The sequence below is a fragment of the Micromonospora sp. IBHARD003 genome (assembly GCF_056106285.1).
This window is the reverse complement of record NZ_JBWBBX010000001.1, coordinates 3,398,670-3,415,911: the sequence shown is the minus strand read 5'-3', so window position 1 is coordinate 3,415,911 and position 17,242 is coordinate 3,398,670. Positions and strand designations below refer to the sequence as shown.

Sequence of the window (17,242 nt, the reverse complement as noted above, 5' to 3'; positions counted from 1 at the left end):
ACGCGCAGCAACGAACGGGGAGAAAAGGGAACTTCGGGGGAGCGAACTTCGGAGGAAGCGAACTTCGTCGAAGTGGGGAAGCCGGCGCGAGGAAGTCAGGCGAACAGGGCGATACGGGGTCGGGTCCGGTTGGCGCGCTTGTGCCGCATGGCACTCGGCAAACGGTGTTCAGGGCGCGTGCGGCGCTGTGACGCCCCCGCGGCGGCGGCAGGGTGCACCGCGACCAGCCCCGAGCGGAACAGTCCGTGGTCGATACGCCGTTCCACGGCCGTCTCCAGGGCATCCCGGAGCGGCCCGTCACGCAGCACCGCACCTGACCCGAGCAGCCCTTCGACCACGGTCAGGGCCCCGGCCACATCGCCATGGTCCAGCCGTTCCCGCACCGCGGGGAGCGCTTCCGGGCTGCGGTGCACCGCGTCGATCGCCCGCAGACAGGGCAGCGGCGGCCCGCCGAACGCCACCAGCAGTTCCTCACGGCGCAGTTGGGCCGGGTCGTGGTCGACCGCCGTCAGCACCCCGTCCCGCAGCGCGATCCGGTGGACCTGACCCCGGCACTCAACCCGGTGCGGATCAGCGGACCCGGCCTCCGTACCGACCACCGGCGCCACCGCTCCATACGGTGCCAGCGCCGCGGCGACGAGCGGATGCAGCCGCCCGGCCGCGACCAGCCCGGCATTCAGCAGCTCGAGATCCGGAAGGACCCGGGCCGCCGCCTCCGGCAGCACCGGAAGCAGGGCGACGTCCTGTGGCGTCCGCACCTCGCGCAGTGCCGGCACATGGCTGTCGTCGGGCGCGACGAGCTCGTACACGGCACTGCTCCGCGCCCCTAGCCGCACGGCGAACACCCCACGAGGGCATCGCCTCTCGGCCCGCAGCAACAACTCGGCTTCGGCGGCCCAACGTGCCACCGCCCAGGGGGCGTCGTCCGAGGATGCACAGCGCAGCGCCAGCTCCCCGCTCGCACCGGCATCCCAGAGATGCCGGTGCAGGTCGAGCCGGAAACGCCGGTCGGGATGCGGGTGCGGATGGTGTCCGGAGCCGTCGGACCCGTCCCACAACGCCAGCGACATCCGCTGTCCGGCATTCGCCCAGGCCGGCGGCGTTCGTACCACCAACTGCAACGGCGGGATGCCCGCATGCCGGTAACGGGCCAGAGCGACGGTGAGTCCGGGACGGAGCAGCCCGTCAGGGGCGCTCCGGGGCATGTGCCAGCGCAGCAGATCCGGCGCGAGCCGGCGCAGATCCGCACGGAGGCGGGTGACGAGATCGGTGCCGTGGCGGTTTCCCACGGCGCGCAGATCGAGATCGGCATCGATCCGGGCAGCGGCACAGGCCCCCGCCCAGTCGCCGACCGCACGCCGTGCGGTCGCGGTCTCGATCATGGACGGTGGCACGGCGTACTCGCGCACGCGCTGCCACATCAGCAGTCGGGACGGAATCTCGCTCGCGAAGTGATGTGCCATCAGCACTCACCTGCGGCGAACGATTCCCCCAATCCGAACGAGGAGGAGTTCTTCATCGGCGGCATCGTAACCACCCCGATGGTGATCTGTCAGTCTCTTTTGGGCGGCAGCGGCCCGCCGGTCAGCCGCGGGGGTTCAGCTGTAGCGCGGCAGGCCGTCGGTGGAGATGGTCCAGTCGGCGATCGTGATGTCCTCGCCGTCGAACCCCTGGTGTCCCGGCTCACGCGTCGCCCAGGAGGACAGCCGCCCGGCCGTCCAGCTCGCCGACCCCTGGCGCCTTGCTGTGGCGTGACAGCCGGACGCGCATATCCGTCAGGGCGTCGCTGATCTTCACGGACTGGACGCCCTCGGCACAGTCGATGAACTCGCCCCACGTGGACAGGGCCCCGTCACGGGGGCGGCCGCCAGGTGCGGGACATGGTGCACGTGGAAGACATCGGGTACGCGGCCGTCCGCCGGATGGAGAACGTCCTGGGCTGGAAGCCGAAGGTCACCGTTGCCCAAGGTGTCTCCCGCTACGTCAAGTGGCTGAGGAACACTCCGGCTGCTGCCCCGGGCTGGCTGCGGGAGACCTCGGCGGCCTAGACGACCGGCGGTCGGCCCAGCTTGGACATTCGCCATACCGTCCGCCACCTGATGGGGCGCCGCGGGCCTCCGCTGGTCCGGATGCCCTCCGCGAACCCTCCGAGCCAGGCCCGCAGCCCAGCCAGGGACTTCGTACGGGCCAGGGTCAGCACCACCCACACGCCCAAGTAGACCGGCACGAGAAGGGCGGGCAGATGCCGCTTGGCAAGCCAGACCCTGTTCCGGGCCGTCATCCGGTAGTAGACCGCGTGCCGGGCCGGCGAGGTCTTCGGGTGCTGGAGAACGAGCTGCGGCTCGTAGAGAACGTCCCAGCCCCGGTCGATCGCCCGCCACGCAAGGTCGGTCTCCTCGTGCGTGAAGAAGAACGCGTCCGGCCAGCCGCCGGTCTGCTCCAGCATCGGCATCGACAGCGCGTGACCGCCACCCAGGAACGTCGTCACCAGTCCCCGCCGCATCGGATCCTTGGCCCGCAGGCGGGGCACATGACGCTGCTGGGTGGCACCGGTCTCGTCCGCGATCCGAAAGCTCACGATGCCCAGATGGGGATCCGCCTCATACAGGTCTGCGATCCGCCGGAACACGTCCGCCTCGGTCAGCAACCCGTCGTCGTCCAGGTCCACGAGCACGTCCACATCACCGAACTCGCGCAGCCGCCGCCAGGCGACGTTGCGGCCACCGGACACCCCCAGGTTCTCGTCCAGTTCCACCGCGATCACGCCTTCCGGCAGCCCCGCGAGGGCCGTCCCGTTGCCGACGACGACGACGCGGGCGGCGGGCTCGTCCTGCTTGGCCACCGACTTGAGCAGAGCCAGCAGCTCGGGCATCCGGTCGCCCATGGTCAGCACGGCAACACCCACACGCGGCCTGGTCACATCCATCACCACTTCCCTCAAGCCGGCATCAGGCGAACGGCGAGCGTATCCCGGCGAAAACCTGCTGCCGCACTCATCAGAAGGGCCGACACAATTGGACCGGATCATCCTTGGCGACTACGTCACCCCTCCTATCGCCGGGGCCATCGCCACGACGGTGTACGGAGACCTGGAGAAGTTCGGCCTGGCCGACTTCCTGGCCCAGTGGCCCGGCCTCCAGCGCGAGGCCCTCACCATGCTCGGGGAAGACCAGCGCATCCACCCGAGCGCATACATCCACCCCACGGCGATCAGCGGAGACGATGTGATCATCGGCCCGGACGTCAAAGTCCACGAGTTCACCACCATCCGCAAGGGCAGCTTCCTGTGCGCAAGGGCCCAAGTCGGCTTCAACTGCGAGGTCACCGCAGCATTTGTGGGAGAGGACGCCGTCCTGGGGCACCGGATCGGTGTGAACCGGACGATCATCGGGGCCCGAGTCCACCTCTCGGCGAGCGTCACCGTGGCCGCCATCAACATGACCACCGACATGCGCAAGCCCGACCGCGAGGTCATCATCCGTACCGGCCTCGGTCTCTACCGCTGCGGAACGACCCGGTTCGGGGCCGTCATCGGCGACGACACCCAGACCGGCAACAACATCAGCATCGGCCCCGGCGTCGCCATCGGCCGCCGCTGCCAGGTCACCAGCGGCGTCACCCTCGCCATCCCGAAGACTGCACCGTCGTCGCCCCACACACCACAGAAACCAACGTCCGGGGCAGGCGCCGTCGCAAGGGCGCACGGTCATACGACGGGGTGTACCCACCGCAATGAGGACTTGTCTCCGAACCAGCGGTCGCGTCCGTTGTCGGTGATCTTCTGGCCGCCGATCCAGTAAGTGTGTGCTCGGTCGGTGATGTGGAGTCGTACGGCGGTGATGTCGGGGCTTCCGGTCTCCTGCCATGCCGTCAGCGTCTCCTCGATGTTGTCCCAGAGGCTGACGGGGCCGCCTTGGCGGACGGTCCAGGCTGATCCGGCCTCGGTGAACTCGGCGAAGGACTCGCGGTCAGGGTCGAAGAGATACAGGAGCCGTGTGCCGTCGGACGCCGTGGCGCGGGTGAGTTGGGCACCAGGTGCGGTGAGTTGGGCAAGGAAGGCAGGCATCCATTCCTCCAGCACCCTGGGCGACATCTTCGCGTCGCGCTCGCTGTCGGCGTAGGCGGTGCGGGCGGACAGGTCGCCGGCCACCGGTGCGGCGGCCTGGGATCGGGCCTGCATGAACGAGGAACGTCCGATGATCCGTCCCTCAGCGGTGCCGTCCTCGTTCACGGTGACCTTTGCGAGGCCGGTGCCGTACCCCCAGGTGCCGCCGACGGTGGACAGGACGTTCCCGCCCGGCTGAGTCTGCCGAATCCAGGTGTAGGGGATGCGGCGCACGGCGCAGGTGACGATCACCCGGTCATACGGTGCGCGGCGCGGGTGGCCGAGGAGACCGTCACCGGTCACGGTCCACGTTGAGAACCCTGCGGTCTCGAGGGCGGCATCCGCACGGGCCGCTACCGCGGGGTCGACTTCCACGGTGGTGACGTTGTCCTCGCCGAGGCGGTGACACATCAGCGCGGATGAGTATCCGGTGCCGGTGCCGATCTCCAGCACGGTGTTCCCGTCGTCCACGTCCAGGTGCTCGATCATGCCGACCACGGTCACGGGCGTGGTGGAGGAGGACGTGGGCGACCCGGTGACGGGTTCGCTGGTCTGGTCGGCGGTGAGGTGGCCATCGAGCTGTGTGGTGAGGGACTGGTCCTGGTAGGCGATCTCCGCCCACTCTGCGGGGTCGGCTCCGACGGAGGTGACCGGTCGCCATCGGCCGCCGTCGACGGGGAGGAAGACACCGGGGTTGAGGAACAGCTCGCGTGGTACGGCTTCGACCGCGGCCCGCCACTGCGGGGATCTGAGGACGCCTCCCTGCTGTAGCCGGTCGGCGAGGGCGCGCCGGTGCGCGGCGGTGTCGATGGTCACGGGGTTCCTCCTTGGGTGAGCAGGTCGGCGAACGCGGCGGACATGGGGAGTTCCGTGTTCTCCTCCAGCCAGCCCCATTGGCCGTTCGGGTTCAGCTCCAGCCAGACGGGTTCGCCGACGCGATCGATGGCGAGGTCGAAGGACCCGGAGACAAGGCCGAAGTGCTCCAGGTAGGCGAGGAGCGTTTGAGGCATCCGGTCTGGCAGGTCTACCACGCTGTAGGTGATCGCCGAGTAGTCCTTGCGCCAGTCCAAGAGGTCTGAGTCGATACGGACGGCGAATACCTGCCGGTCGACGACCAGGACGCGAATGTCGGCGGACTTGTCGACGGTGGCCTGGAACAGGTGTGGGGTGATGCGGATGGTGTCGTCGATCTCGTCGGCGGTGACCGGGTCAGCCCACCCTGTGACCGGGATGCCGTCCCGCTCGTATGGGGTCCACCGCAGGGTCTTGTAGATCACCTGTTTGTGGGAGGTGATGAATTCCCGTGCGGCGTGCGGGTCGTTGGTGACCAGGGTCGGTGGCACCGTGAGTCCGAGTCGCTGGGCGAGGGCGAGTTGAGCGGGCTTGTAGTCGGCGGCGGCGTTGCGTAAAGGGTGGTTGACCCACAGGGGGCGGTCGAGTGCGTAGAGGGTGCCGCCGAGTCCGTAGCGGGTCTGGGCTGCGGCGAACTGGGCGTCGTTCGGGGCCAGGTGCTTGAAGGTGGGCCAGAAGGGGCGGCGCCAGTACACCGCCCGCACGTGGGCCAGGTTGATGGTCCGGGACGGGGTACGGAACTGCCCGGCCACCGCAGTGGCCGGGCAGGTTCCGAACCGAGCCGAGACCGTCAGTCCGTCGCCGATGTCGGCGGGGTTGAAGCGGACCACCGGCACACTGCGCCGATTGAGGCAGGTGATCACCATGTCGGCGGTGACGTCGTCTGCCTCGGTGGCCACGAGTACCGGCCTCTCCTCGGTCACGGTCATCAGTCCTGGTTGCTGTCCTGGTCGTGGCCCTGGTCGGGTGCACTGTCGCTGTTGGTGGTGGTGGAGGTCTCGGTTCCTGAGCTGGTGCCATGCTTGCCCATCTCCACGACTAAGCCGTTGCGGTCGCGGTACACGCCGGTCTGGGTGACGGGGTCGATGGTGACTGTGGCGTGCGGGCGGAGGGTGGTGGTCGGGTACGGCGCGAGTCGGCCGACACCCCAGGGGCGGATGGTCGGGTTCTCCAGGCGGACGGTCATGTCGTGCTCCTATCTGGTCAGGTTGAGCGGTCTCACGAGCGGCGTCGATCTTTACCCGGCCTCTCCTCGGAGGGAAGAGGGCCCCGGGCGTCGCCGTTGGTGCAGCGCCCCTCAACCACGCAAGGACGGGAGGCGGTTGAGGGGCGCAGCCCGTGCCGGGCGAACGGGGAGCACACCGGCACGGGCGTTCTGTGGGGCGCTCGCGGCGCCAGTGCTGCCCTTTGCCCGGAACGGCAGCCATCGGGTCTGGTGCTCGTCGTGTTGGGGCGCTATGCGTCGCGTGTTACGCGCGCGTGGTCGGTGACTACGCGGCGGAAGACGTCATGGCCAGTGCGGCCGGTATGGCGCAGGGTCCAGTCCTGTGACGCTTCCTGGTTGTCGTGCGGGCCAGAGTCCTGTCCGCAGTCGGGTGCGGTGCAGAACGCCTCGAACGTGGTTCCTCCGTCCGGCAGGTGCCGGATGGTGTGGTTCACGAATCGGATGACGGACCGGGTCACAGCGTCTCCCTGCTACGGCGATCTACGTAGGTCAGCTTGGTGCGGAGCTTCTTGATGGCCTGGGCGCTCTCGGCTACGGGTTCGACGTGCTCAACCGGCGTGGTCCATTCCCGTCCGCCACCTTCCGGGCGTAGCCACACGTTCACGCGCGTGCAGGCCATCACGATGCCCACGCGGTCACTCGTGACGTCCCGGGCGAGGGTGCCGACTTCCGGCGCCTGGGTGCTCTCCTGGGCGCTCACGACTGCGGGCCCTGGCATTCCTTGCCCAGCGTCGCGAGCACATATGGCCGGACCAGCGGCATGGGTCGTTCCCACGGGGCAGGCGGGAACCACTGCGCGCGGGGCTCCGGCAGGACCGTCACGACCGGGGCACGCTCCGCGCGGACCCTGCGGGCCGCGACCAGCCGCGCGCCCCAGACATCGCGAGAGGGCGGGGCCGGCGTCTGGGTAGCGGCCTGGGGCACCTGGGCCCTGTGCCTGCCGGGCGTCCGCCCGATCAGGATTGCTGCCACCCAACCGGGTGCACGGTGGATAAGGTCTGTCACGTCGTCGCTCCTTCGAAGCGTCGGCCACGCCCCCGGCCGTTCCAGCGGTGCGGGGGTTCTTGCGCCTGACCACGCTTCCGCTTCCAAAGGCCACGCGGGAGTTGACCCGCGTTGACTACTCTGGAATCACAACCAGTCAACCCCCAGAGGTTCACGATGAGTGACTTTGCTGATCTCGCCCGCAGGGCCCTTCAGGGCAGTGGCTATTCAATGAAGGCTGCCGCGCGCGCCATGAATTACGACGTGTCGTATCTGTCCCGCGTCCTCAACGGGAAGCAAAACCCGTCGGCGAACCTCGCCGATGCGCTAGACGAACTGGTCGAGGCGCAAGGGGCCTTAGCGGCAACACTGCTCAATGAAGAAGACCAGTGTCGAGTAGCCAAATCAGCCGCTCAGCCCTCCCGGCTGGACTCAGGAACAGTCGACGCCTTGGCCGGCGTACTCTCGGCCTATAGGCGCCTCGACGACTCCGTAAAGCCGGAATCGGTGATCCCGGCAACCATGGTGCAGATGAGGGAAGTTACGCGCATGCTCAAGGGTGCCCGTGGCCCTTACCGTGACAGCCTCGCGGAAGTCGCATCAGAATTCGTCCAGTTCTCGGGATGGATGCTCGCCCAGGTCCGGAAAGACACGGAAGCCGTAAGACTCCTCAACGACGCTTTAGAACTCGCGGACGAGATCGGCAACGGCGCCCTCGCGGCACAGGCACTCAACTTCAAGGGCTACATTGCTCGCCAACAGGGACGCCCCCAAGGCATCGCCCGTTGGTTCGCTGCCGCAGCACAAACACCAGGGGCGCACCCCGCTCAGCGCATCGGGGACCATTTGCAAGCGGCTGCCGGAATGGCAGAACTGGGCGAGATTGACACTGCGCTGCGGATAGTCGATGAAGCCGAAGCGCTAACGGAAAAGGCGGCTGCCCTGCCGCCCCCGGAAACCGCCTACTGGCTAACCCCCGCATTCAACCGCCTGAATATGGGCCTGTGCACCCTCGCACTGGGGCGCTACCGTGACGCGACAGACCATCTGACAGCGGGACTCGCTGGATTGCCGGACGACCTACGGGACGCACCCTGGTCCTGGGAGCACAAAGACGCACTGCGTAGGGCTCACGAGGCAGCGTGAGACGAAGTATCGGGGAGGCCGACATCAACCGCCGCAAGATCCTCACCGGAGCTGCGTACAGCGTGGCAGCCGCTGCCCTGCCTCTGGGCTTCCCCCAGGCAGCAGAGGCACAAGACCGCCTCACAGGCACCGCGATGGGCCGCCGCGCCGGGTCATCCGACGTAGCCACGGTCCGCATGATGCTGGAGGCATACACCTCCATCGACGAGCGACAAGGCGGCCAGCACGGGCGGAGCGCCGTCGTGCAGTACCTACGCTCCGACGTCGCCGACCTCACCCACGCACGCTTCACGAACCCGGCCGACCTAGTGCTGTGACCGGATAGGTTCACCGGCTCGCGGTGCCCTGCACGGCCTCTCGCTGCGTTGTCGAAGCACCCGAGTACATCCAGTACAAGGCCGATCCTCCGCCTTGCGATACACCGCACAGGACGCCGCGAGCATGGTGAACGTGGACGACATCGCAGAAGGCACCCTGCGGGCCCTGGTGAGCCCGCGGGGCCCACACCGAGACCCCGGCTCCTGCGGCACCGGCTCCTGGAGCACCGATGCCTGGGTTTCCGGGCTTCGGTCAGGGCCGTACAGGCTGGGAAGACCGACGGCCCAGGAACAGACCGTCCGGCTGTCCCGGCATCCTGCCGTGCCCCCAAGTCCCTGCGGTCCTCAGCCCGGCTGCGGCTCCGCCGCCCGGTCCGGCTCCCTGTCGTACGCGTCCAAAGCATCCGAAGCGCGCCGACCCCGGTAACGGCGCGCCAGCGCCCGCACCCACGGCGCCACGCCCACGACGGCCAGCATCACCAGCAGCGGCAGCCGCCACCACCACGACAGGCTCGCGGGCGGCGGGGACGGAGCGTCCTCGGTCACCCAGGGGCGGGCCGTCTTCGACCAGGCCAGGAACGCGTCTCCTATCGGCACCAGGCCGAAGGCGTACCGCTTGGTCCAGGGGGTGTCCACCGGCATGCCCAGCAGCTCGCTGAGGTTCGTCAGCCCCTCGGCGAGCGGGGCGTCGCCGTGGACCTGGGCCGCGCCCGCGGTGACCACGGATGCCGACAGGCTCACGCCCAGGGGGAGCGGGCCGGAGTCGACGTCGGCCGGGCCGTCCATGCCGTCCGGGTACTCGCGCACCGCGGGGCCGAGGCCCAGCGGGGTGGCGACGTACCGGTCGCGGAAGCGGGTGTACTGCTGCTTCGCGAAGGCCGGGTCGATGTCGACCAGGAAGCGCTGGATCATGCTCTGCGAGGTGGCCCTGGCCACCTCGGCCGGGGCGCCGGTGGCGGCGTCGACCCGGTGCGGGAGCAGTCCGGTGCGCGGGTCGAGCCGTTCGCGTACCCCGCGGAGCCAGCGGTCGGCCGTCCCCGCGAACCGGGGCGGAAGGAGCCGGTCGTGCAGCCGCAGCGAGGCCATCGCCACCGTGGAGTCCACCGGCCACGCCTGGCCGGGGTACGCCGTAAGGTACGGCGACTTCGAGGCGTCGAACGCCGCGCCGAGTGCCTGCGAGTCCTCCGTGAACCGGCGTACCTCGGCCGGATCGCGGTGCCCGGCCGACTGCAGACCGAGGACGCCGCCGCGCAGCCAGTTGGACCAGCCCCGGTAGAAGACGCCGTACGACGGGACGAGCTGCGCGCTGAAGGGGGCGCGGCCCGACGGGGAGTCGAGCTTCTCCAGTGCCCAGCGCGCCTCCCGCAACGCCTCGGCCCGCTCGCCCTCCGGCCTGCGCATACCGGTCTCGACCCAGCTCAGGCCGTACAGCGCGTGCAGGAAGAAGTACCCCTCGGGGAAGAGCTGCTGCGCCTCGTCGCCGGCTCCGTCGTCCAGAGCGGTGCGTATGAACGCCAACTGGCGCTGGACACCGGCCGGTTCACCGTCCGGACCGGCGGTGGCGGGTGCGATGAGGCGCACCACTCCCACCAGTGCGCAGAGGCTGACGGCACAGGCGATGACCCGGCGCGACCAGCGCAGGGCCCGTTGCATACGTCCCGCTGATCGCTCCTTCGGCATGCGCCCGACCCTACATTCGCCCTGAGCTGGGGCGGGAGGGCGGAGGGCGGGAGGGTGGTGGGCTGGGTCCCCGGGGCCCTGTGGAAGCATGGGAGCCGTCGAGGTCTGCCCCTGGCCGTAGGGGACGGAGCCCGGACGGAAACCCTGCGGAGAGTAACCATGGCCAGCACCGTGATCACCAATATCGGCGCCCTCGTCACCAACGACCCCGCCGTCGGCAACGGCCCCCTCGGGCTGATCGAGAACGCCGCCCTGGTCCTCGACGGTGACACCGTCGCCTGGGCCGGACCCGCAGCCGGCGCCCCGAGCGCCGACGAGGCGTACGACGCGGGCGGCAGGGCCGTGATCCCCGGGTTCGTCGACTCCCACTCGCACCTCGTGTTCGCGGGCGACCGCACCCAGGAGTTCAACGCCCGCATGTCCGGCCGGGCCTACTCCGCGGGCGGGATCCGCACCACCGTCGCGGCCACCCGGGCCGCGAGCGACGCGGAGCTGGAAGCCAATCTCACCCGCTACCTGGGCGAGGCACTCCGGCAGGGGACCACGACCTTCGAGACCAAGTCGGGTTACGGGCTCACCACCCACGACGAGGAGCGGGCGCTGCGGATCGCGGCGCGGCACACCGAAGAGGTCACCTACCTCGGCGCCCATGTGGTGTCTCCGGACTACGCCGACGACCCCGCGGCCTACGTCGCCCTCGTCACCGGCGAGATGCTCGACGCCTGCGCGCCGCACGCCCGCTGGGTGGACGTGTTCTGCGAGAAGGGCGCCTTCGACGGGGACCAGGCACGTGCGGTGCTGACCGCGGGCATGGCGAAGGGCCTCGCCCCGCGTGTCCACGCCAACCAGCTGACCTACGGCCCCGGCGTCCAGCTCGCCGTCGAGCTCGGCGCCGCGTCCGCCGACCACTGCACCCACCTCACGGACGCGGACGTGGACGCGCTGGCGAACGGCGAGACCGTGGCGACCCTGCTTCCCGGTGCCGAGTTCTCCACGCGTGCCGAGTGGCCGAACGCCCGCCGGCTCATCGACGCGGGCGTGACCGTGGCGCTCTCCACCGACTGCAACCCGGGGTCGTCCTTCACGTCCTCCGTGCCGTTCTGTATCGCCCTCGCCGTACGCGACATGGGCATGACCCCGGACGAAGCCCTCTGGTCGGCCACGGCAGGCGGCGCGGCCGCCCTGCGCCGCAGCGACATCGGCCGCCTCGCCCCGGGTGCCCGCGCCGATCTCGCCCTGCTCGACGCCCCGTCGCATGTGCACCTGGCGTACCGGCCGGGCGTTCCGCTGGTCGGCGAGGTGTGGCGCCGGGGCGTTCAGGTCGTCTGACCGCTCTGGAGTTCACAAAGGGTCGCCGCCGGGGAACATCGCGTACACAGCCTGGTTCGGCTCCGCACGGGCCCGGACGCGCCGTACTGCCGGGCCCCGGGCTGACCGACGCCGGACCGGAGACCCGTTCGTCCCGTCTTTCACAGGACTCAACAGGTCTTCCCGGGTTGGTCACAGCTTGACCATCGCTCTCTGTTGCGCGGCGTTTTCGGCCGGTACCGTCCTGTCCGGGGAAGCTCAGGGGGAGACCGGGGGGTCGAGTTGAGCGGTCTGCGCATGCGTGTCATCACGCCCGGGGAGCTGGACGAGGGCGAGCGCGAGGCGTGGCGCGAACTGCGCGCCAAGTCCGAAGCGCCCGCCAATGCCTTCATGGAACCGGAGTTCACCCTCGCCGTCGCCGGTGTGCGACCGGGGGCGCGGGTCGCGGTCATCGAGGAGGACGGGATCCCGGCCGGATTCTTTCCGTACGAGAAAGGCCCACTCGGACACGGCCGGGCCATCGGCCTCGGAGTCTCCGACTGCCAGGGCGCCGTGCTGCGGCCGGGGCTGCGGCTGCCGGTGCGCGAACTGCTGCGGGCCTGCTCGCTGTCCACATGGGAGTTCGACAACCTCGAGGCCGGGCAGACGCTCTTCCTCCCGGACAGCACCGGGGAGTTCGGCTCGCCGGTGATCGACGTCGGCGAGGGGTACGCCGCCTACGAGGAGCATCTGCGGCGGCGGGCACCCAAGTTCCACCGGACGACCACCGCCAAGGAGCGCAAGCTCGGCCGGCAGACCGGTGACACGGTGCGGTTCGTCTTCGACGAGCGCGATCCGGCAGCGCTGCGCACCCTCATGGAGTGGAAGTCCGCGCAGTACCGCAGGACGGGCCGCCGTGACCGCTTCGCCCAGGACTGGATCAGCGCCCTCGTGCGGCGGCTCCACGGCACCCGTACCCCCGGCTGCTCCGGGGTGCTGTCGGTGCTGTACGCGGCGGACCGGCCCGTCGCCGCCCACTTCGGGCTGCGTTCACGCACCGTACTGTCCTGCTGGTTCCCCGCGTACGACACCGAGTTCGCCAGGTACTCGCCGGGACTGATCCTGCATCTGCGGATGGCCGAGGCAGCCTCCGCCGAAGGCATCGGCATGCTCGACCTGGGCCGGGGCGCCGCCGAGTACAAGGACTCCCTCAAGACCGGCGAACTCCGTGTCCACGAAGGCTCGTCGGCGCGGCCGGGAGCCAGGGCCGCGCTGCACCGGCTGGGCCGCGAGCCCGTCCGCCGCGCCCACGGCTACGTACGCGACCGGCCACGCCTCGCCCGGTACGCGCAGCGGACGCTGAAGCAGATCGGCCGGCTGCGGGGCAACTGACCGGCGCGCCCACACACCACAGCAGTACCGGGGGGACGTACATGCTCCAGGTCGCCGAACTCGATCTCGACACGCTCGACGAAAGCCACGACGGCCACGACGGCCACGGCGAGGGCTCCGACGGCTCCGGCGGACAGGACAGACCGGCCGGCAGCGCCGGACTCGCACTGCGGCCGGGCCCGGGGTCGCCGCCCCCGGTCGCCGGTGAGGTGTTCGTGCTCGTACGTCTGAGGGGCCGGCCCGTCGCCACCCTCACCGGGAGCGTCCCCGAAGGCGCCGACCCGGCCACCGCCCTCGCGGCCCTCGCCCGTCGGCGGCTCGGTGGAACACCGGTCCCGCCCCCGCGACCGCCCGGCGGCGACCCGCCGCGCACCAGCGTGGTCGTCGCCACCCGTGAGCGCCCCGGGCAACTCGCGGGCGCCCTCGACTCACTGCTCGCCCAGGACCACCCGGACTTCGAGATCGTCGTCGTCGACAACGCACCGGTCACCGAGGCCACCCGGGATCTCGTCACCCGCGCGTACGCCGGCCGTGTCCGCTACGTCCGCGAACCCGTGCCGGGTCTCGCCGCCGCGCACAACCGGGGCGTCGCCACCGCCGACGGGGCCGTCCTCGCCTTCACGGACGACGACGTCATCGCCGACCCCCACTGGCTCACCGCACTCAGCGCGCCGTTCGCCGACGATGACCGCATCGGCTGTGCGACCGGGCTGATCCTCCCGGCTCGGCTCACCACGCCCGCCCAGATCCTCCTCGAAAGCCACGGGGGCTTCGCCAAGGGATTCACCGCGCGCACCTACGACCCGGCGCGCCCGCCGGCCGGCGAACCACTGTTCCCGTTCACCGCGGGACGTTTCGGATCGGGCGCCAACATGGCCTTCCGCGCCCGCGCACTGCGCGGTATCGGCGGCTTCGACCCGGCCACCGGCACCGGCACCCCCGCCCGCGGCGGAGACGACCTCTACGCCTTCGTGCGGATCCTCGCCGCCGGCCACCGGCTGCATTACACCCCGGACGCCCTGGTCTGGCACCACCACCGGGAGACCCCGCAGGACCTGCGCAACCAGGCGTACGGCTATGGCGCCGGGCTCACGGCCTATCTCACCGCCGTGATCGCCCGCCGGCCCGCCCTGCTCCCGGCGCTGCTCGCCCGGCTGCCCCGCGGCCTCGCCCATGCCCGGGCGATGACGGCCCGGCGGGACGGGGGACAGGACGAGGGACAGGACGGCGTCCCGGGGGAGCACGGCGCCCAGCGGTACCCCTGGCCCCGGGAACTGTCCAGGCTGGAGCGCCGCGGCATGCTGCTCGGCCCGGTCGGCTACGCCAGAGCCCGCCGGCGGGTGCGCGGCATGCCCCTCCCGTGGGCGACCGGAGAGGCGCGATGAGCGGCGGCGGGGCGCCGGCGTCCGCCCGTATTCCCGTGCTGCTCTACCACGCGGTGATGGACGACCCTCCCGGCTGGATCGCCGAATTCACCGTCACACCACGGGACTTCGCCGCCCAGCTCGACGCGATCCAGGCCAGCGGACGGACGCCGGTGACGATCAGCGCCCTGTGCGACCGGCTGTGCGGCAAGGGGGCGCTGCCGCCCCGCCCCGTGCTGATCACCTTCGACGACGGCTTCGCCGATCTGCCGGGACCCACGGCGGAGGCGCTCGCCGCCCGCGAACTGCCCGCCACCGCCTACCTCACCACCGGCGCCATCACCCCCGGTCTGCGCAGCCTGCTGCCGCCCGCCCCGATGATGACGCTGGCCCAGGCGCCGCTGCTGGAGCAGTACGGCATGGAGATCGGCGGGCACACCGTCACCCACCCGCAGCTGGACACCCTCCGGCCACGGCGCCTGCACGACGAACTGCGCCACTCCAAGGCCGTCCTCGAGGACACGCTCGGCCACGAGGTGCGGCACCTGGCCTACCCGCACGGCTACAACAGCCGTGCCGTACGCCGCGCCGCCCGCGCCGCCGGATACGAGTCGGCCGTCGCCGTACGCCATGCGCTCAGCTCGGAGCGGGACGAGGCGTACCGCATCGCCCGGCTGATCCTGCGGCGCGGTCACACCGTCGCCGACATCGAGGCCTGGATGGAGGGCACGGGTGCACCCGCCGCTCCGTACCCGGACTCGCTTCCGACGATGGGATGGCGGCTGTGGCGGCGGGCACGGGCGGTGGTGAGGGGCCCGGAATTCGCCGGGTGAGCAGTGAACCTGGCGCGTATATGTGCGAGAGCCGCCCAAATGTGCACCAGATTCCTATACTTCGCTGAAGGGGACATGCGGCGTGACGGCCGCGACCACATCCGTGGGGGGAGTCGCACCGTGCAGCAACGCGTACCCGCAGCGGTCACCGGGAGCCGTGTGCTGCCGCCCGCGGACGGAACCGGTGAGACGACGGAGAAGAACGGCACCGCGTCCGGCGCGGCGCCCCCGGGCAGACGGCCGCGTCCGGCCTGGCTGACCGACCCGGGGACCCTGTTCAGCTGGCTGCCGCTGCTGGTGGCCACGGCGCTGTGGCTGTACGCCGTGCCCCGCACCGACTTCCGCCACATCGGGGACTACGGTCTGCTCGACCGCTTCCCACCCGCCTTCTACGCCGCGCTGGCCGTGCTCACCGCGGGCTTCCTGGTCGCGCTGCGGCGCGCCGGCACCGCACCCTGGTGGCCGGCCGCGTACTGCCTCGCCACGCTCGTCGCGCTCAAGGCGCCGCCCGCGCTGCTCTACGACTCCGTGCGCTACGCATGGGCGTCCAAGCACGACGCGGTGATCACCCGCATTCTCACCGAGGGTGCCGTCCACCCCACCGCCGAGCTGTCCGGCGGCATGTCCGCGTACGACCAGTGGCCGGGCTTCTTCTCCCTCAACGCGGCCCTGGTCAAGGCCTTCGGGATCGAAGCGGCGGCCTCGTACGTCAACTGGGCGCCTGTCGTGCTGGGTGTGCTCACCCTGCCGGTGCTCGTGCTGCTCTACCGCACCTTCAGCGACGACTGGCGCCTGGTGTGGACGGCCGTGTGGATCTTCCAGCTCGCCAACTGGGTGGGGCAGGACTACCTCTCTCCGCAGGGCTTCTCGTATCTGCTCTATCTGACCGTGTTCGCCGTCGTCGTACGGCACTTCGTGAAGCCCGGATCGGCCGGACCGCTGCGCGACCGGAGCAGGCTCGACCCTGCCGCCGCCACGGTGCCGCCGCCCACCGGGACCCGGCAGCGGGCGGTCGCCGTCGTGATCATCGCCCCGCTGATCGCCGCGATCAACGCATCGCACCAGCTCACGCCGGTGATGCTGTGCGCGGCACTGGGCGCGCTGAGCCTCACCCGCCGCTACCGCAACTGGGGGCTGCTCGCCGTCACCGGCCTGATCATGGTGGTCTGGGACCTCACGATGGGCCGGGTGCTCTTCCTGGACACGCTCGGCACCCTGCGCGAGTCGGCGGGCGATCTGCTCTCCAACTCCCGCGCGGGCTACGCGGGCGAACCGACCGGCCCCGGGCCCGAGCTGGTCGGCACCGCGAACATCCTGATGGTGCTGGTGCTGGCCCTTCTGGCCGGCTCCGCGGTGCTGCTGCGCCGCCGGCTCACCCGAAGCGCCCTGCCCCTGCTGCTCGCCGCCGCCGCGCCCGTGCCCATGTTCGCCGTCAACGACTACGGCGGCGAAATGCTCTTCCGCGTCTATCTGTTCGGGCTGCCGGGCACCGCGTTCTTCGCCGCCGCCGCGCTCGTCCCGGCGGCCGGCGGCAGCGGCAGGGCCCACCGCGCCGCCCGCCGGGCCGCGCCGGCCATCCTGCCCCTCGCCCTCACGGCCCTGCTGGCCGGCTTCCTGCCCTCGTACTACGGCAAGGAAGGCATGCACTACGCACCGCCCGCCGAGATCGCGCTGACCGAGCGGGCGTACGACCGTGCACCCGACGGGGCGCTGATCCTCGCCACCACCGGGTCGTTCCCCGGCGCGTACCACCGCTACGACCACTTCGAGCGCTGGTTCTTCACCGAGCAGGACGTGCCCGAGAACCTCACGATGCTGCGGGACCCGGCCGGCTATCTGGCCCGCGGTATCCCCGAAGGACGGCCCGCCTACGTGATCCTCACCCCGACCCAGGAGGAGGCGGTCACCGGTGAGGGCTATCTGCCGCCCGGTGGCTTCACCACGCTGAAGGCCCGCCTCAAAGCATCCCCGCTCTTCCGCGCCGTGGAGGAGAGCGAGCACGGCCTCGTCCTCGAGTACACCCCGGCAGCCCCGGGACCCGCCCGGTGACAGGGAGG

Annotated in this window: 18 protein-coding genes; 9 read left to right on the top strand and 9 right to left on the bottom strand. The window is 70.7% G+C overall.

Translation table 11 applies throughout. The features are described from left to right. Positions 1–95: 95 nt before the first annotated feature. Positions 96–1,463, bottom strand: a complete 1,368-nt coding sequence (locus tag ACTWOL_RS15140) for a hypothetical protein (protein ID WP_474297222.1) — start codon at positions 1,461–1,463, stop codon at positions 96–98. Between the two features lie 417 nt (positions 1,464–1,880). Here ACTWOL_RS15140 and ACTWOL_RS15135 point away from each other — a divergent pair, with 417 nt between their 5' ends. After that, a complete protein-coding gene (locus ACTWOL_RS15135; RefSeq protein WP_474297221.1) occupies positions 1,881–2,048 on the top strand; it encodes a hypothetical protein in 168 nt (55 codons plus the stop codon). Here the strand turns inward: ACTWOL_RS15135 and ACTWOL_RS15130 are convergent. Next, the gene (locus ACTWOL_RS15130) at positions 2,045–2,926 is read right to left on the bottom strand and encodes a glycosyltransferase family 2 protein (protein WP_474297220.1); all 882 of its coding nucleotides are present in this window, start codon (positions 2,924–2,926) and stop codon (positions 2,045–2,047) included. The genes ACTWOL_RS15135 and ACTWOL_RS15130 overlap by 4 nt on opposite strands. 88 nt (positions 2,927–3,014) lie before the next feature. Between ACTWOL_RS15130 and ACTWOL_RS15125 the strand changes: the two genes are divergently transcribed. Next, positions 3,015–3,800, top strand: a complete 786-nt coding sequence (locus ACTWOL_RS15125) for an LbetaH domain-containing protein (RefSeq protein ID WP_474297219.1) — start codon at positions 3,015–3,017, stop codon at positions 3,798–3,800. Here the strand turns inward: ACTWOL_RS15125 and tgmC are convergent. The 6 genes from tgmC to ACTWOL_RS15095 all read right to left on the bottom strand — a co-directional run bounded on the left by tgmC (position 3,707) and on the right by ACTWOL_RS15095 (position 7,187). Beyond that, entirely contained in the window at positions 3,707–4,921 is a 1,215-nt protein-coding gene (tgmC, locus tag ACTWOL_RS15120; RefSeq protein ID WP_474297218.1) for an ATP-grasp peptide maturase system methyltransferase, read from the bottom strand. The two genes, ACTWOL_RS15125 and tgmC, sit on opposite strands and share 94 nt — an antisense overlap. Then, the gene (gene tgmB, locus ACTWOL_RS15115; RefSeq protein ID WP_474297217.1) at positions 4,918–5,886 is read right to left on the bottom strand and encodes an ATP-grasp ribosomal peptide maturase; all 969 of its coding nucleotides are present in this window, start codon (positions 5,884–5,886) and stop codon (positions 4,918–4,920) included. Before tgmB ends, tgmC begins: the two co-directional genes overlap by 4 nt. Beyond that, positions 5,886–6,143, bottom strand: a complete 258-nt coding sequence (tgmA, locus tag ACTWOL_RS15110) for a putative ATP-grasp-modified RiPP (RefSeq protein ID WP_474297216.1) — start codon at positions 6,141–6,143, stop codon at positions 5,886–5,888. Before tgmA ends, tgmB begins: the two co-directional genes overlap by 1 nt. A gap of 269 nt (positions 6,144–6,412) precedes the next feature. Then, a complete protein-coding gene (locus ACTWOL_RS15105; protein WP_474297215.1) occupies positions 6,413–6,640 on the bottom strand; it encodes a DUF7848 domain-containing protein in 228 nt (75 codons plus the stop codon). Beyond that, complete coding sequence (locus ACTWOL_RS15100) at positions 6,637–6,882, bottom strand: hypothetical protein (RefSeq protein WP_474297214.1); 246 nt, start codon at positions 6,880–6,882, stop codon at positions 6,637–6,639. The genes ACTWOL_RS15105 and ACTWOL_RS15100 overlap by 4 nt, the downstream gene beginning before the upstream one ends. Next, positions 6,879–7,187, bottom strand: a complete 309-nt coding sequence (locus tag ACTWOL_RS15095) for a hypothetical protein (protein WP_474297213.1) — start codon at positions 7,185–7,187, stop codon at positions 6,879–6,881. Before ACTWOL_RS15095 ends, ACTWOL_RS15100 begins: the two co-directional genes overlap by 4 nt. Before the next feature lie 156 nt (positions 7,188–7,343). Here ACTWOL_RS15095 and ACTWOL_RS15090 point away from each other — a divergent pair, with 156 nt between their 5' ends. Both ACTWOL_RS15090 and ACTWOL_RS15085 read left to right on the top strand, forming a co-directional pair. After that, the gene (locus tag ACTWOL_RS15090) at positions 7,344–8,312 is read left to right on the top strand and encodes a helix-turn-helix domain-containing protein (RefSeq protein ID WP_474297212.1); all 969 of its coding nucleotides are present in this window, start codon (positions 7,344–7,346) and stop codon (positions 8,310–8,312) included. Next, positions 8,309–8,629, top strand: coding sequence for a hypothetical protein (locus tag ACTWOL_RS15085; RefSeq protein WP_474297211.1), 321 nt, complete (start codon positions 8,309–8,311; stop codon positions 8,627–8,629). Before ACTWOL_RS15090 ends, ACTWOL_RS15085 begins: the two co-directional genes overlap by 4 nt. A 345-nt stretch (positions 8,630–8,974) precedes the next feature. On the opposite strand, the gene ACTWOL_RS15080 is transcribed toward ACTWOL_RS15085, so the two are convergent. Next, positions 8,975–10,309, bottom strand: a complete 1,335-nt coding sequence (locus ACTWOL_RS15080; RefSeq protein ID WP_474297210.1) for a hypothetical protein — start codon at positions 10,307–10,309, stop codon at positions 8,975–8,977. 159 nt (positions 10,310–10,468) lie between these two features. On the opposite strand from ACTWOL_RS15080, the gene hutI reads away from it, so the two are divergent. The 5 genes from hutI to ACTWOL_RS15055 all read left to right on the top strand — a co-directional run bounded on the left by hutI (position 10,469) and on the right by ACTWOL_RS15055 (position 17,234). Next, positions 10,469–11,638 (top strand): imidazolonepropionase, encoded by a 1,170-nt coding sequence (gene hutI, locus ACTWOL_RS15075; protein WP_474297209.1) that lies wholly within the window; start codon positions 10,469–10,471, stop codon positions 11,636–11,638. Between the two features lie 276 nt (positions 11,639–11,914). Beyond that, entirely contained in the window at positions 11,915–12,988 is a 1,074-nt protein-coding gene (locus ACTWOL_RS15070; RefSeq protein ID WP_474297208.1) for a GNAT family N-acetyltransferase, read from the top strand. Between the two features lie 41 nt (positions 12,989–13,029). Next, a complete protein-coding gene (locus ACTWOL_RS15065) occupies positions 13,030–14,373 on the top strand; it encodes a glycosyltransferase family 2 protein (protein ID WP_474297207.1) in 1,344 nt (447 codons plus the stop codon). Next, positions 14,370–15,185: a polysaccharide deacetylase family protein gene (locus tag ACTWOL_RS15060; RefSeq protein ID WP_474297206.1), complete on the top strand. Its 816-nt coding sequence runs from the start codon at positions 14,370–14,372 to the stop codon at positions 15,183–15,185. The genes ACTWOL_RS15065 and ACTWOL_RS15060 overlap by 4 nt, the downstream gene beginning before the upstream one ends. Positions 15,186–15,305: 120 nt before the next feature. Beyond that, positions 15,306–17,234 (top strand): hypothetical protein, encoded by a 1,929-nt coding sequence (locus ACTWOL_RS15055; RefSeq protein ID WP_474297205.1) that lies wholly within the window; start codon positions 15,306–15,308, stop codon positions 17,232–17,234. The last annotated feature ends 8 nt before the right edge of the window (positions 17,235–17,242 follow it).

Coding starts and splice junctions, on each gene's coding strand:
- ACTWOL_RS15135 (WP_474297221.1), top strand. CDS start 1,881: ATGGTGCACGTGGAAGACATCGGGTACGCGGCCGTCCGCCGGATGGAG.
- ACTWOL_RS15130 (WP_474297220.1), bottom strand. CDS start 2,926: ATGGATGTGACCAGGCCGCGTGTGGGTGTTGCCGTGCTGACCATGGGC.
- ACTWOL_RS15140 (WP_474297222.1), bottom strand. CDS start 1,463: ATGGCACATCACTTCGCGAGCGAGATTCCGTCCCGACTGCTGATGTGG.
- ACTWOL_RS15065 (WP_474297207.1), top strand. CDS start 13,030: ATGCTCCAGGTCGCCGAACTCGATCTCGACACGCTCGACGAAAGCCAC.
- ACTWOL_RS15080 (WP_474297210.1), bottom strand. CDS start 10,309: ATGCCGAAGGAGCGATCAGCGGGACGTATGCAACGGGCCCTGCGCTGG.
- ACTWOL_RS15090 (WP_474297212.1), top strand. CDS start 7,344: ATGAGTGACTTTGCTGATCTCGCCCGCAGGGCCCTTCAGGGCAGTGGC.
- ACTWOL_RS15060 (WP_474297206.1), top strand. CDS start 14,370: ATGAGCGGCGGCGGGGCGCCGGCGTCCGCCCGTATTCCCGTGCTGCTC.
- tgmA (WP_474297216.1), bottom strand. CDS start 6,143: ATGACCGTCCGCCTGGAGAACCCGACCATCCGCCCCTGGGGTGTCGGC.
- hutI (WP_474297209.1), top strand. CDS start 10,469: ATGGCCAGCACCGTGATCACCAATATCGGCGCCCTCGTCACCAACGAC.
- ACTWOL_RS15070 (WP_474297208.1), top strand. CDS start 11,915: ATGCGTGTCATCACGCCCGGGGAGCTGGACGAGGGCGAGCGCGAGGCG.
- tgmB (WP_474297217.1), bottom strand. CDS start 5,886: ATGACCGTGACCGAGGAGAGGCCGGTACTCGTGGCCACCGAGGCAGAC.